The organism is Prochlorococcus sp. MIT 1318 (assembly GCF_047304505.1).
GTDB classification, from domain to species: domain Bacteria; phylum Cyanobacteriota; class Cyanobacteriia; order PCC-6307; family Cyanobiaceae; genus Prochlorococcus; species Prochlorococcus marinus_D.
On the sequence record NZ_CP138958.1, the window covers coordinates 116,199 to 130,530 of the forward strand.

Annotated in this window: 8 protein-coding genes and 1 tRNA gene; 3 read left to right on the forward strand and 6 right to left on the reverse strand. The window is 54.4% G+C overall.

Going from position 1 to position 14,332, the window contains the following annotated elements; genetic code table 11:
* Positions 1-7: 7 nt before the first annotated feature.
* On the reverse strand, positions 8-2,338 hold the full coding sequence (gene psaA, locus SIB66_RS00720; protein WP_063407257.1) for a photosystem I core protein PsaA: 2,331 nt from the start codon (positions 2,336-2,338) through the stop codon (positions 8-10).
* 454 nt (positions 2,339-2,792) lie between these two features.
* Between psaA and SIB66_RS00725 the strand changes: the two genes are divergently transcribed.
* Both SIB66_RS00725 and cobJ read left to right on the forward strand, forming a co-directional pair.
* Positions 2,793-4,307 carry a hypothetical protein gene (locus SIB66_RS00725; protein WP_236070359.1) on the forward strand — a complete coding sequence of 505 codons (1,515 nt, stop codon included), beginning with the start codon at positions 2,793-2,795 and terminating at the stop codon, positions 4,305-4,307.
* 155 nt (positions 4,308-4,462) lie between these two features.
* Complete coding sequence (gene cobJ / locus SIB66_RS00730; RefSeq protein WP_063407259.1) at positions 4,463-6,241, forward strand: precorrin-3B C(17)-methyltransferase; 1,779 nt, start codon at positions 4,463-4,465, stop codon at positions 6,239-6,241.
* A gap of 65 nt (positions 6,242-6,306) precedes the next feature.
* On the opposite strand, the gene crtL is transcribed toward cobJ, so the two are convergent.
* The 3 genes from crtL to SIB66_RS00745 form a co-directional block, all read right to left on the reverse strand.
* Entirely contained in the window at positions 6,307-7,587 is a 1,281-nt protein-coding gene (gene crtL / locus SIB66_RS00735; RefSeq protein ID WP_063407260.1) for a lycopene beta cyclase, read from the reverse strand.
* A 209-nt stretch (positions 7,588-7,796) separates the two neighbouring features.
* Entirely contained in the window at positions 7,797-8,078 is a 282-nt protein-coding gene (locus SIB66_RS00740) for a hypothetical protein (RefSeq protein WP_063407261.1), read from the reverse strand.
* 204 nt (positions 8,079-8,282) lie between these two features.
* Positions 8,283-8,356: transfer RNA gene (locus SIB66_RS00745), tRNA-Pro, on the reverse strand.
* Positions 8,357-8,423: 67 nt separating this feature from the next.
* Here SIB66_RS00745 and lipA point away from each other — a divergent pair.
* The gene (gene lipA, locus SIB66_RS00750) at positions 8,424-9,308 is read left to right on the forward strand and encodes a lipoyl synthase (protein ID WP_063407262.1); all 885 of its coding nucleotides are present in this window, start codon (positions 8,424-8,426) and stop codon (positions 9,306-9,308) included.
* Between the two features lie 2 nt (positions 9,309-9,310).
* On the opposite strand, the gene SIB66_RS00755 is transcribed toward lipA, so the two are convergent.
* Both SIB66_RS00755 and gltB read right to left on the reverse strand, forming a co-directional pair.
* Complete coding sequence (locus SIB66_RS00755; protein WP_063407263.1) at positions 9,311-9,619, reverse strand: YciI family protein; 309 nt, start codon at positions 9,617-9,619, stop codon at positions 9,311-9,313.
* A 3-nt stretch (positions 9,620-9,622) separates the two neighbouring features.
* Positions 9,623-14,206: a glutamate synthase large subunit gene (gene gltB, locus SIB66_RS00760; protein WP_063407264.1), complete on the reverse strand. Its 4,584-nt coding sequence runs from the start codon at positions 14,204-14,206 to the stop codon at positions 9,623-9,625.
* Between the last annotated feature and the right edge of the window lie 126 nt (positions 14,207-14,332).

Below are 14,332 nucleotides of genomic sequence, written 5' to 3' on the forward strand. Positions count from 1 at the left end.
GGAAAGGTCAGCCGAGCCCAAGAAGGCGGGCATGGAAGAAGGCCCAGGTGGTCACAATGCCACCAAACAGGAAGTGGGTTACACCAACTGCGCGGCCCTGCGTAATCGAAAGTGCCCGGGGCTGGATGGTGGGAGCAAGCTTGAGCTTGTTATGAGCCCAGATAATGGATTCAAATAGCTCCTGCCAGTAGCCACGGCCGCTGAACAAGAACATCAAGCTAAAGGCCCACACGAAGTGGCCACCAAGGAATAGCAGGCCATAGCCGCTGAGGCCAGTGCCGTAGCTCGTGAGCACCTGTGAGGACTGAGCCCAGAGGAAGTCACGGAACCAACCATTCACAGTGATGGCGCTTTGAGCAAAGTTGCCAGAAACGAGATGAGTCACACTCCCGTCTGAATTAACAGTGCCCCATACATCGCTTTGCATCTTCCACGAGAAGTAGAAGATCACCATCGAGAGGGAGTTGTACATCCAGAACAGGCCTAGGAACACGTGGTCCCAAGAGGAAACCTGGCAGGTACCACCACGACCTGGGCCATCGCAAGAGAAGCGGAAGCCAAGATTTGCCTTGTCAGGAACAAGACGAGAACTGCGGGCAAAAAGCACACCCTTAAGAAGGATGAGGCAAGTTACGTGAATGGTGAAGGCATGGATGTGGTGAATCATCAAGTCGGCTGTTCCCAAGGGAATAGCCATCAGAGCCACCTTGCCGCCTACTGCTACAACACTTCCGTTGAACACATCACTAACTGCACCTGGCAGACCTGTTGCCGTACCAACCACAGATGATGTGCCGATTGAAGACGCCCAAAGGCTTTGGATCCACTGAGCCAAGACAGGCTGCAACTGGATTGCAGAGTCGCTGAACATGTCTTGGGAACGACCCAAAGCACGCATGCTGTCGTTGTGTATATAAAGGCCGAAGCTATGGAAGCCAAGGAACATACACACCCAGTTGAGGTGACTGATGATGGCGTCGCGCGCCTTGAACATGCGGTCAAGCACGTTATCGACGTGAACTGAGACGTCATAGTCACGAATGACTGCGATGCCAGCGTGAGCCGCTGCTCCGCAAATCATCAAGCCACCAATCCACATGTGGTGCGTGAATAGCCCAAGAACCGTTGGGTAATCAGTCGCTAGGTATGGATATGGAGGCAGAGAATACATGTGGTGTGCAACCACGATGCTTCCTGAACCAATGCAGGCCAGGTTCACTGCCAACTGAGCATGCCAGCTGCTGGAAAGGAACTCAAAGAGACCTTTATGACCATTGGGAGCTGGGAATAACAGGGGGTCACCCTTTACGTTCCCCATGATCTCTTTCATGCTGTGGCCGATACCGAATCTTGAGCGGTATACGTGGCCTCCAAACATCAAAAAGACCGCCCATGCCAAATGGTGATGAGCAACATCAGTACTCCATAAAGCACCGGTTACAGGATTCACTCCTCCGTTGTTGGTGAGAAAATCACTAAAAGCCCACCAATTAGCCGAGAAGAAGTTCCCGACGCCTGAAGCAAGACCTGGATAAATCTGGCCAACGAGATCAGCGTTATAGAGCTCGTGTGGCAGTGGGATATCCGCTGCAGAGGCAATGGTCTTGCCATCAAGCACCATTGGAGTGCCTGCATCTATGGCATCCAAAAGGGCGTTGGTGGGGTTGGCCACATGGATCAAGTGACCTGTCCAACCAAGAGAGCCCAAGCCAAACAGACCAATCTGATGGTGCTGAAGCATCGACTCAATCTTCTTAAACCACTCCAGCTTTGGAGCTGCTTTGTGGTAATGGAAGATTCCGCCATGGAGAACCAGGGCAGCCATGATTAGGGCACCAGTTGCAAGAGCCATGAGCTCCGTCTCACTGGTAATTCCCCAACCCCTCCAAATTTGGAAAATGCCGGAGGTGATCTGGATGCCGTTAAAACCGGCACCCACATCAGCATTCATGATTTCTTGACCGACAATTGGCCAAACGACCTGCGCACTGGGTTTCACGTGCGTGGGGTCGGCTAGCCAGCCGGAGTAGTTGGAGAAGCGGGCACCGTGGAAGAAGGCACCGCTTAACCAAATAAACACTATGGCCAAATGACCGAAGTGCGCCGAAAAGATCTTCCGGCTGGTTTCTTCCAGATCCCCAATGTGGGTATCGAAGTCGTGGGCGTCAGCGTGGAGGTTCCAAATCCAGGTTGTGGAGTTTGGTCCTTTAGCGAGGCTTTTCGAGAAAAATCCGGGTTGTTCGAATTTTTCGAAGTCGGCTGGAACGTGGTCCCGGTCGACTGGTTGATCGTAAATGGGCTTCGCTTTTTCCCCACGCTCTGGTGGGCTGATGGTCATCGAGAGGTTCCTCGAGGGACGGGATCGAGGTGGAGGTCCACCCCTTCGACAGGCCCATGGGCTTGCCGGGGCCCCGGAGACATCACCACCGAAGTGGTGCTGATACCGGGCGCCAGCACAAGTCGAAAGTCGAAACTCAGACTCAAACTGGAGCTATGGGCCCCTACAAGGGGACCGCTTCAAGCAGCATAAAGCTGAGCACCACTCACTACGACAGCAAGTAACAAATGTTCTATCCGCTCGCTAATCAGTGGGGGCCTGGCGTCTGCAGAAGGGCCACTGACAGAAGCGGATCATTAATACACGTAAGTTTACAACTCCAAAAGAAGCAAATTTTCAACGCTAATTAACATAAATCAATCAACTAATCCAACACTGCCGCCTTGCAAGGAGTTGCCACGCTTTTACCCACGCCGGGTGGCTGCCCAGAATGACGAAATCTTGCCCCCCTCTAATGCCGCTTTCGAGCCGGCGTCAGCAATTCAATCTGTTGTTATGGCATGGGAAGGCCATGCGCCTATTGCAAGGCCTGGTGTTGGTTGTGCTGCTGAGCATCTCTGGGCTCTCCCCCGCACAAGCCCTGCCAGGCTGGCCCTTTAACAACCAAAACAGGGAAAGTTCAACAACGCAATCCTTACTGGTACCAGCGCCAACTGGAACTCTGCAAGAGATTGCCCCACCAGGCGCAGTACAACAAATACGAGAGCAACTAGCCAAGCATCACCCCCAGCTGAGTCTGGAAAGCCCAACAGACGGGACTGTGCTGATGAATGAGGGGAGCTGGGAGCTCTTGCTCAATTTGAAGGACTGGCCACTGACCAACGATCCAGAACTAGGCCTCGGTGCCCATGTTGTGGTGCAACTTGATGAGAATCCACCACTCCGCATTAGCGAAACAGATGGTGCCCAACTGCGCATTGCGATGGAGGGCCTCCTGCCTGGAAGTCACAGACTCAGCGCCTACGCCGCTTATCCATGGGGCGAAGCTGTAAAGGATCCCAAGGCCAGCCAGCAATGGCGCCTCCATCAGCGGCAACCTCTGCAAAGAACCCAACCGACAGAAGATGAGCCTTGGTTCGTCACCGTTAGCCCCTCAGAACTCAGCAACAGTGAACCCCTTCTATTGGACTGGTTGATCTGGAATGCTCCCATTCAGAACCTTAAAGAAGGCGATGGACGCTGGCGACTCCAAGTGAGTGTGAATGGTGAAAGTTTCCAAATCACTCACCAAGACGCCATTTGGATCAAGGGCCTGCCCTCAGGATCAGGCCCCATTAGCGTTCAAACAGAGATGCTCGACGGCTTTGGTAAGCCAATTAATCCAGTATTCAACAACCAACTGAGGATTGTTCAGACCAGCGAAGCAGACAAGCCAGCTTGGATGCAGGCAACGCTGACAAAGCAGCAAATAGCCAGACTCTTAGGGGAACCCCAGCAACCCCAGCCAGAAGAAGACCAGCCTTTGGCTGATCAAACCCCTCAAGACAAATCAGACCCCCCGCAAATCTCGACACTTGACAACGCATCAGAGTCAAAACCTATCCAAGACGAACTTTCTGAGCAGCCTGCAAAACAGGAGTTAGCGCTCTCCAGTCAACCCGAGACAGAGCTCGAGTCTGGAGCCGAACTAAAGCCAGAAGCCGAAGCCGAACCAGAATCTGCTTTAGAGCCAACTCCTGATCTAGAACCAAACCCTGATCCAGGCTCTGCTCTCGAGCCAACCCCTGATCTAGAACCAAACCCTGATCCAGGCTCTGCTCTCGAGCCAACCCCTGATCTAGAACCAAACCCTGATCCAGGCTCTGCTCTCGAGCCAACCCCTGATCTAGAACCAAACCCTGATCCAGACTCTGCTCTCGAGCCAACTCCTGATCTAGAACCAAACGCCGAACTAGAACCAAAACTCAAAGCAGACACTGACCAAGCCTCACCAGCAACCAATTCCCAAACCCTCTTGGCCAACCCTTGATTGATCCAAAAGCATGCTTTAACGCTCATGCCGAGATCAAATAAAAGGAAACAGCCTACAACGTTCCCCTTGGCCAACCTGCCCTGACCCATCCCGACGCACCTAGCCCCGCTCTGCGCCTGGCTCTTGGTCTCTCTGTCAGCGCCTGGCCGCTTTTGCAAAGGCTTGCAAGACGCCGCCAGGTGGATCAACTGGCCCTTACCCCGCGTGCAGCAAACACTCTCGAGGAAACACCTCAAAGCCTTGTAGTTGGCCCCGCCAGCGAAGTGCTGAGCAGAAACTGGCAGCCAAACGGGGTCTTGCTCATCGTGGGTGCTATCGGCGCCGTGACTCGCTTAATCGCGCCATTACTCATGGGGAAGGACAAAGATCCCGCAGTGATCGTCCTTGATGCCCATGGCAAACACGTCGTGCCATTGCTGGGCGGTCACCAGGCGGGCGCAGAACAACTTGCCATGGAACTGGCCGCAGAGCTAGGAGGTCATGCCGTACTCACCGGAGACGCCAACAGCCAAAACCGCTTGGCCCTCGATAGTTTTGGCGAAGGCTGGGGCTGGCGACGTAGCGGCAACCGCGACAACTGGAATCAGTTGATGCTGACCCAAGCCCAAGGGGGGAAGCTTTTGCTTTTGCAGCGTTCTGGTGCGACGTTTTGGCAAACAACTGCTGCTGCACAAGACGTTTTTGATGCCAATGCCAATGCTGATCAGGCTCGGCCAGCCCAACTAACCATCGGCCCACAAAGCAGCATGTCTTGCAGCTGGCATCCCGCCAGTCTATGGATTGGAATTGGCTGCGAACGCGATACAAGCCTGAGCCTGCTTGAGCGCGCCGTGGCAGCTGCCCTGGCAGAGGCAGGCCTTGCCCCAGAGGCAGTAGCAGGCCTTGCCAGCATTGACCGAAAGGCCGATGAAACCGCTCTGCTCGCTCTCGCGCAAGCAAAGGACTGGCCTGTGCGCTTCTTCAACGCTGATGCCCTCGCAGAAGTTGACGTACCCACACCTTCTGCTGTGGTAGCAAAAGCTATGGGCACCTCTTCCGTGGCCGAAGCAGCAGCACTACTCGCAGCTAGCAACAAAGGCACTTTGCTGCTAACCAAACAGATTCACCACGCCCAAAACGCTGAACATGGTGCTACCACCATCGCCATCAGCGAAGCCAATCAACCTTTTGCACCCCAAAGAGGCGAATTGCATCTGATCGGAAGCGGTCCTGGAGATTTGGCCTTTCTCACCCACGATGCCCGTGCAGCACTAGCCCGCAGTGCCATATGGGTTGGATACGACCTCTACCTCGATCTACTGGAACCGTTGCGCCGCCCAGATCAAGCTCGTCTGGACGGGCAACTCACTCGCGAACGGGATCGCTGCCTTAAGGCCCTGGAGCTAGCCCAACAGGGAGCACGAGTCGCCTTGATCTCTTCAGGAGACAGTGGCATCTACGGCATGGCCGGCCTAGCCCTGGAACTATGGCTCACACAACCCCCTAGTGATCGCCCACAATTTCAGGTGCATCCAGGCCTCTCAGCCCTGCAATTAGCCGCAGCCAAGGTAGGTGCCCCTCTGATGCACGATTTCTGCAGCGTGAGTCTCAGCGATCGCCTCACTCCCTGGTCAAAGATTGAAACCCGCCTAAAAAGTGCAGCCAGCGGAGATTTCGTGGTAGCCCTTTACAACCCACGCTCTCAAGAACGCGACTGGCAGCTGACACGTGCCATTGAACTCTTGCTGGAGCATCGAGCCCCTAATACGCCCGTGGTCGTGGCACGTCAACTTGGACGAGCGCAGGAAGACATACAGCTGCACACACTGCAGACCCTGCCAGTCAAAGAGGTGGACATGCTCACAATTGTGCTAATCGGCAATAGCAGCAGTCGTTTACAAGACAATCATGTGGTAACACCAAGGGGATACCCCGGAGCCGAACTGGCTTGAAAACAAGGCAACTGCAGTCATGCTGAAAGTTGTTTCAAGGCATCGCTGAATTGATAGGGCACTTTTTAGCGAGGCGGAAAAAGAAAGCGTGAAAGCAATTTCAGCTCCCGCCCCTGCATACCCATTAGGCCCCAGCGAACACTCCAAGGGGCGCTAACAAACATGTTCACCATTGCAGCGACCAATTCCCGTAGGCTAAGTGTGTTGGTCAAAAAGCCGTACCATTCTTCGCTCGGCAAAGCAAAGAAACTGACAAAGAAATCACGCAGTTGGGGCTCTTTAAAACGCATCAGCTTCTCAAGGCCAAATTGATAAAGAGCATGCTTACGGCGCAACTCCTTGGGCCAAAGAGTCGCCCAACCTGCAGCCGCGAGCACCGCCGGCCCCGCCCCTGGATCGGCCATGGCTTCAGCCACAGCCTTTGCAACATAAGGTGCGCGGCGCAGCATGCTGCCCACCAAATAGCCCGAAGCAGGGTGCACCATCGCCGCCGAGCCGCCGAAACCAAGCAGCGGTTGCTGCAGGTCAGGCAGAGGCAAATTCATCGGCAGGAAATAACCAAGCTCCTCGTGCTGCAATTCAGTGATCGTTAAGCCTTGATGAGCCAAGCGCCGCTCCAAGCGTGAACGCAGGGTTTCTAATGACACCGGAGGCGCGAGCCCTAGCGATGTTTCTTCTAAGAAGAAGCATCCCCCACCAAAGTCCATTGCATAAAGAAACGTGGGTGGCTCAGCTTTCTCCGCAGGGCTCAGATGATCACAGCGGTAGTCCATCAACACAAACTGGCCAGGCTCCACTGGGGGCTTATTGAAACGTCCCACCACGCCAAAGCAGGTCTGAACCGCCACCGGCCCATGATCTACATGACGCAGAAATACCGGCTTATAGCCAGTTGCATCAACCACCAAACGAGCTTGCAGCTCAACACCTTCGGCGGTGGTCACAGTACTAACGGTGGCATCAACAGCAAAATCAGTTGCAAGACCTTGATGCCAAGTCAAACCAGCAGCTTCGCATTGCTGCAACCAATGCTCCTGGAGCTTGATCTTGTCGAATAGGCCGTAATCCCGATGATGAAGACTTGGCCGATTCTCGTCAGCATTGGGGTCAGAGGCGCCTGGGCCAAAAAAACTCACTGTGTTCGACCAGCGGTGCTCGAGCAGATGCCCCATATCAAAGGCATCCACCTCGTCACCCCAAATGCCATAGGTATATGGCCATGGCTCGCGAGGATTGCCAACCGTCAGTGCTGAGACCTGTAAACCCTCCTTGCCCAGGGCTGCAGCAATGGCTAGGGCCGCCGGACCAGCGCCAAGCACCAAGACATCCACCACTGCCTCTGTCACTGGCTCACCAGAACAATTGGTTGGGCATAAGCCACCAGCAAAGGCATTAGTTGACAGCGATAGACGTTGTTGCTCTCGTCAACCACCACTGCCAGGGATCGTCTCTTAAAACGAGACTACCGCCCCTGGCGATAGTGATTTAAACGACATAGCTTTCTCGTGACTTTGCAACATCGTTTAAAGAGCAATCCTCTTGATACCGCAAGCGCTCAGCGACAAGGCTTCATAACAGTGGTTCTTGCGATAGCCATTTGCTCATCCTTTGAGACGTATTCAATAGGAGTGTCAGACACAACAGCTTGAGCAGCACGATCCAGTGGATAGAGCCCCAATAGGCCACCCTTCCTAAAGGCTCCCAACCAATGCACCGACCACTCCACACGACATGAAACAAGATAAATCGGCCGACCGTGATCTACAGCCATGCGTGGATTTAGAACAAAAAGAACAGCCGCAAAAGCCACTACGGCAAGCAAAATGACTGGCTTCATCACTTCAAATTTCCCTTAAGCCTTGAACCTCCATTGCAAAAGTCAAGCAGCTGACGCAAGTTTTCCTTGACCTAGGCATTAATAATCCATCAATAGCCTTCCCAGGGTTTACTCATGCATCCCATTGGCAGGCCTTAAGAATGATCAGAGAACTGATTGATATCAATTGTCGAAGGGATTACCTCGGACTAAAGCAACGATCAATCGGGATGACAGGATTCGAACCTGCGGCCCCTTCGTCCCGAACGAAGTGCGCTACCAAGCTGCGCTACATCCCGATAGGCTCACTGTAGAAGGTGAAGTCGCCTGGAACTGCTGCTGCCAGTGGGTTCCTGAACTGCTCTCATGACTGGAAAAGCCTTACTGAAACCCCACTGGTTGCGCGTCAAGGCTCCACAACAGCAACGCATCGGCGAGGTAGCCGAGCTGCTGAAGGGCCTCAATCTCAAGACGGTGTGTCAAGAAGCCAGCTGCCCGAATATCGGGGAGTGCTTCGCAGGAGGAACTGCCACCTTCTTGATCATGGGGCCGGGCTGCACCCGCGCTTGCCCTTACTGCGACATCGACTTTGACAAAAGCCCACGCTCCCTAGACCCCACTGAGCCAGAGCGCCTAAGCGAAGCGGTGGCTCAGATGAACCTTCGTCATGTTGTCATCACTTCAGTTAACCGTGATGACCTCAGCGACGGGGGAGCCAGTCAATTCGTCGCATGCATCGAGGCCATTCGCCAACGTTCTCCCCTAACCACAATTGAGCTGCTAATTCCGGATTTCAACGGCAATTGGGATGCCCTCGCCAAGGTAATGGGAGCAGCTCCGCAGGTGCTCAACCACAACATTGAGACCGTCCCCCGGCTCTACAAACGGGCTCGTCCACAAGCTGACTACATGCGATCTCTTGAGCTGTTGTATCAAGTGCGGCAAGGCTGGCCAAAGGTCTATAGCAAGTCCGGCCTGATGGTGGGGCTAGGTGAAACAGATGCTGAGGTGATTGAGGTCCTAGAGGATCTACGCCGTTACCGAGTCGACATAGTGACCATCGGCCAATACCTATCGCCAAGCCCAAAGCATCTGCCAGTCGATCGCTTTGTGACACCAGAACAGTTCGAGTATTTCCGCTCTATAGGGGAAACCGAGCTGGGGTTCCTTCAAGTGGTTAGTGCCCCTCTCACACGCAGCAGCTACCACGCCGGCGAGGTGCAGCGGCTGATGGCCGCCCACCCACGCTGAACTCAAGCCATGAGCTCCCCACACACAGGGATCCACTGCTGCAGATCCCATTTAACTAAACCCTCAACAATCATCGGGTCCTGTTCGACTAAGCGTTTGGCTGCTTCAAAGGAGTCTGCCTGCAGCACCAACAACCCTCCACCTCCTGGGCGTTGTTCAGCATCAACCAAAAAACCACTCGAAACCTTGACACCTTCACAGCGCAAAGCCTTGATCCATTCATGGTGGGCAGCTAAGTAAGTCTGCCGCTGCTCTGGCAAAAGGGTCAAAGTCTGCGCTGTAAACCTCTCGGTTTTGATAAACCAAGGCATTCATCAGGCTGCAACTTGCTCACGCAAAGTTAAACCAACATTGACCTTTTCACTGGGTGGAACAAGCACCTTAAAAAGTGCTTTCCAACTGATCCAGTTGGCCAAAATCGCCTTGGCTTTTGTACTGCCAGTCTGCGCGAGATGGGCTTCAAGCAATGTTTTGAGAATGGCTTCCTGCTCAGGAGTTGTTAGCAAGCAGATCTCAACAATCTCCTTGTTGACCCGATCGCTCACCATGCCTTGCTCATCCAGTAGGAACGTGAGGCCACCGGTCATCCCTGCCCCAACATTGCGGCCAGTTGATCCCAACACCACCACCACCCCACCGGTCATGTATTCACAGCAATGATCCCCCGCACCTTCAACAACAGCCTTCACACCGCTATTGCGCACAGCAAAACGCTCGCCAGCCCTACCTAAAGCAAACAACTCTCCACCGGTCGCGCCATACAGGCAAGTGTTGCCCAAAATCACCTGGCTGCCGCTTTGATCTGCACTCGAAGGTGGTACCAGTGTGATCCGACCACCATTCATGCCTTTACCGACATAATCATTGGCCTCACCCTCCAAGCGCACATTCACCCCCTGCAGCAGAAATGCCGCAAAACTCTGACCGGCAGCCCCCTCAAAGGAGAGATCGAACTGACCTCGAAAACCTTTGTTGCCATGGCGTTCAGCGATCTCACCAGAAATCCGTGCACAAACGCTGCGATCCGTGTTGACGATCGCGAGACTACGGGCGATATGACCATGGCTATCGATCGCTGCCATCAGCTCGGCATCAGCAAGCAGCTGATCCTCGAGGATCGGTCCATTGTCATGGGCCTTGGCGTCATGAATCAACCAAGCCCGATCAACGGCCCCCGGAATCGGATCCAACAAGCAAGAAAGATCAAGGGTTTGGGTCTTCACCAAGTTGAGGCTGCGAGGCTCAAGCAGCTCTGTGCGACCAATGAGATCCTCAAGCCGAGCCACACCGAGCACACTCATCAGTTGGCGCACCTCCTCAGCTACAAACAGAAAGAAGTTGACAACATGCTCCGGGACACCTGGGAAGCGCTTGCGTAAGCCCTCCTGCTGGGTAGCAACCCCCACAGGACACTTGTTGGTATGACAGACGCGAGCCATGATGCAGCCCTCGGCAATCATCGCGACTGAGCCGAAACCATATTCCTCAGCACCAAGCAAGGCGGCGATCACCACGTCCCAACCAGTCTTAAGACCACCATCAGCGCGCAATAACACACGATCACGCAAGCCATTTTCAAGCAGTGAACGGTGTACCTCGGTGAGACCTAACTCCCAAGGGCTTCCAGCGTGCTTAATCGAACTCAGAGGCGATGCGCCTGTACCACCGTCATGACCAGAGATCTGAATCACATCTGCCTTGGCCTTCGCCACTCCAGCAGCAATCGTGCCAATGCCAATCTCAGCAACCAGCTTCACGCTCACCTTGGCAGCAGGGTGAACCTGATGCAGATCGTGAATCAACTGGGCCAAATCCTCAATTGAATAGATGTCGTGATGGGGAGGTGGCGAGATCAGCGCCACACCAGCCTTGCTATTACGCAACTTGGCGATGTAAGGATCAACTTTTTGACCCGGCAACTGACCTCCCTCACCAGGCTTTGCCCCTTGAGCCACCTTGATCTCAAGTTGCTTAGCGCTCCGCAAATATTCCGGCGTCACACCAAAGCGACCAGAGGCGACCTGCTTAATCGCAGAGCAAGCCGAATCGCCATTGCGCAAACCCTTGATGCTGGGCAGGGTTTCTGAACGACTCTCAAGATCGACATCATCAAGGATCTTGAATCGAGCCGGATCTTCTCCTCCTTCGCCACTGTTGCTCTTCCCACCGATACGGTTCATCGCCACGGCAAGCACCTCGTGAGCCTCGCGCGATAGGGCGCCAAGACTCATTCCACCAGTACAAAAACGTGCGCAAATGGATTCAACACTTTCAACCTGATCTAACGGGAGGGGTGTAGGGGCTAAGCGAAACGTCAGCAGGTCGCGCAGGGCAGTAGCAGGCCGATTCTCCAGCAGGTTCTTGTAGGTAGAGAAGTGGTCGTAGCCCGGCCCAGCCCTCACGGCCGCATGCAGGGCCTTAGACATGTCCGGAGTGTTGAGATGAAATTCACCGCCACTGCGATATTGCACAAAGCCCATGAACTCGAGCTTGGTGCGATCCAATTCAGGAAATGCCTTGGCATGGAAGATGAGGGTCTCGCTAGCCAAGTCATTGAGACTGAGTCCAGCGACTCGACTGGTCGTGCCCTTAAAAGCCAGCTCAATTAAATCGGCACCGATACCAATCGCCTCAAAAATCTGAGCGCCGTGGTAACTAGCAAGTAAGGAAATACCGATCTTGGAGAGGATCTTGCGCAGGCCATCTTCCTGCGCCTTACGTACGTTGGCTTGGGCCTGATCAATGGTCAGCGCTGGCAATTTGCCGGTTTCAATCAGTTTCTGAGTACGAGGATGCTGCCACCAATGCCGCGTAGTCTCCCAAGTAAGCCAAGGGCACACAGCGCTAGCGCCATAGCCGATTAGACAGGCCAGATGATGGGTACTCCAGCACTGTGCCGTGTCGACCACCAAGGAAGCATTCAGCCGCAAACCCTGCTTCAGCAAGTGGTGATGCACTGCACCAACCGCTAGCAGCGGTGGAATGTAGGTGGTGCTAGCAACAACCCCGCGGTCGGAAAGCACCACGATCTGGCTGCCATCGCGCACAGCATCCGCTGCTTCAACGCAGAGCCGTTTAAGAGAATCCCCCAAACCGCTAGGCCCATCATGAACGGGCAGCAAAGTGGAGAGTGTGGTCGTGGGAAACTCAAGCTGACCACAAGCTGCAAGTTCCGCCTCATTGAGAATCGGAGTCTCAAGATGAATCAACGAAGCCGCCGCTGCCTCAGGCTTGAGGGGAGAACCACGCTTTCCCAGATGCATCTCGAGACTCATCACCAACTTTTCCCGCAAGGGATCAATCGGCGGGTTCGTGACCTGCGCAAAGCGCTGTTTGAAGTAGTCGTATAGGAGGTGGGGCTTATCGGAGAGCACCGCCAATGGGATGTCATCACCCATGCAAAAAGTGGGTTCTTTGGCCCCAGCCGCCATTGAATCGATGATTAACTCCAAATCCTCAGCAGTGAAACCGAAGGCTGTCTGCTGCTGAAGCAGTTCCAGATCTCCCAGTTGAGAATCCTGCTGCCAAGACTTTTGCCCAAGCTTGCAACGATTTTGACTGAGCCATTCGCCATAGGGATATCGGCCAGCAACCTCCTGCTTGACATCCCAATTGCGCAGCAAACGACCCTTTTCAAGATCAACCGCCAACATCTGCCCAGGGCCAAGGCGTCCCTTCTCGATGATGCGGCTTTCCTCAAGCTCAACCACACCAGTTTCTGAACCCATCACCACCAAGCCATCACTGGTGATGCAATAGCGGGCCGGGCGTAAGCCATTGCGATCGAGGCTGGCACCAACACTGCGACCATCTGAGAACACAAGCAAGGCTGGGCCATCCCAGGGCTCTTGCGTGCACGCGGAATACTCATAAAAAGCCTGAATTTCTGGCTTGTCAGCCAGCTCTGGCTGTTCCCGGAAGGCCTCAGGAACCAAGGTCAGCAAGCTGTCAACAATCGGGCGACCACTGCGTACAAGCAGCTCCAGAGTCGCGTCAAGGTTGGCGGAATCACTAAAAGCTGCATTAACAACCGGTTTTAGATCAGCCGCATCAACACCCCAAACGCTATCTAGGTTGACTTCAGTGGCCCTAGCCCAATTCAGGTTGCCCAACAACGTATTGATTTCACCGTTATGACCGAGCAAACGCATCGGCTGGGCGAGTGGCCAACGGGGCAACGTATTGGTGCTGAAGCGGCGGTGATAAACCGCAAAAGAAACCTCAAAGCGAGGGTCGCGGAGATCGGCATAAAACGCCGCAAGCACCTCGGAGCGCACCATGCCTTTGTAAACGACTGTGCGACTACTGAGTGACGCCACGTAGAGATCATTGGCATGCTCTCCCCAGGCCTGCCGAGCACGATCTCCGATACGCCGCCGCAATCGAAATAACAACGCCTCCAACGCATCACCTGGCTGAGATCCCTGCACCAGCCACTGCTCGATAACCGGCGCTGTATCACGGGCGAGGGGACCCAACACCGCCACATCCACAGGGACTTCTCGCCATCCTCTGGACCTGAGACCAAGGGACTCGGCCTCCTGCTCGCAAAAGCAACGTGCTTCTGCGCGACGTGCAGCATCTCGAGGCATAAACAACATGCCTAGCCCACAAGGATGGTTTGCAGATTCCACTGCCGACCACACGGTCTCAAGATAGCTCCAGGGAATAGCGCAAAGCAGACCTGCTCCATCTCCGGAATCCGCATCACCTCCGCAACCACCACGATGTTCCATGCAGTTCAGGGCCCGAAGTGCCTGCTGCAAAATCCAATTGCTAGCTACCCCATCAATTTGAGCCAAGAAACCAACGCCACATGCATCCTTTTCGCCAACCACGGCCGTAGGCGCGCTGCTGTCGCAATAGGGCCAATTGGAGCGACGGTGATCCTGAGACATAACCTTCAGCCAAACTATTTTCCTGCACCGCAGTGGACTGCGTTCACAGTGAAAAGCTCAATCAGTGATCCTAGGCAGGCGCCCTCCTCTAAGACTTAGCCGAATGAGAGGACTAGCGTCGAAATC

Bases quoted from the DNA above. Each gene is read 5' to 3' on its own strand.
- SIB66_RS00755 (WP_063407263.1), bottom strand. From the start codon at position 9,619: ATGCCTTGGTTTATCAAAACCGAGAGGTTTACAGCGCAGACTTTGACC.
- SIB66_RS00725 (WP_236070359.1), top strand. From the start codon at position 2,793: ATGCCGCTTTCGAGCCGGCGTCAGCAATTCAATCTGTTGTTATGGCAT.
- psaA (WP_063407257.1), bottom strand. From the start codon at position 2,338: ATGACCATCAGCCCACCAGAGCGTGGGGAAAAAGCGAAGCCCATTTAC.
- lipA (WP_063407262.1), top strand. From the start codon at position 8,424: ATGACTGGAAAAGCCTTACTGAAACCCCACTGGTTGCGCGTCAAGGCT.
- gltB (WP_063407264.1), bottom strand. From the start codon at position 14,206: ATGTCTCAGGATCACCGTCGCTCCAATTGGCCCTATTGCGACAGCAGC.
- SIB66_RS00740 (WP_063407261.1), bottom strand. From the start codon at position 8,078: ATGAAGCCAGTCATTTTGCTTGCCGTAGTGGCTTTTGCGGCTGTTCTT.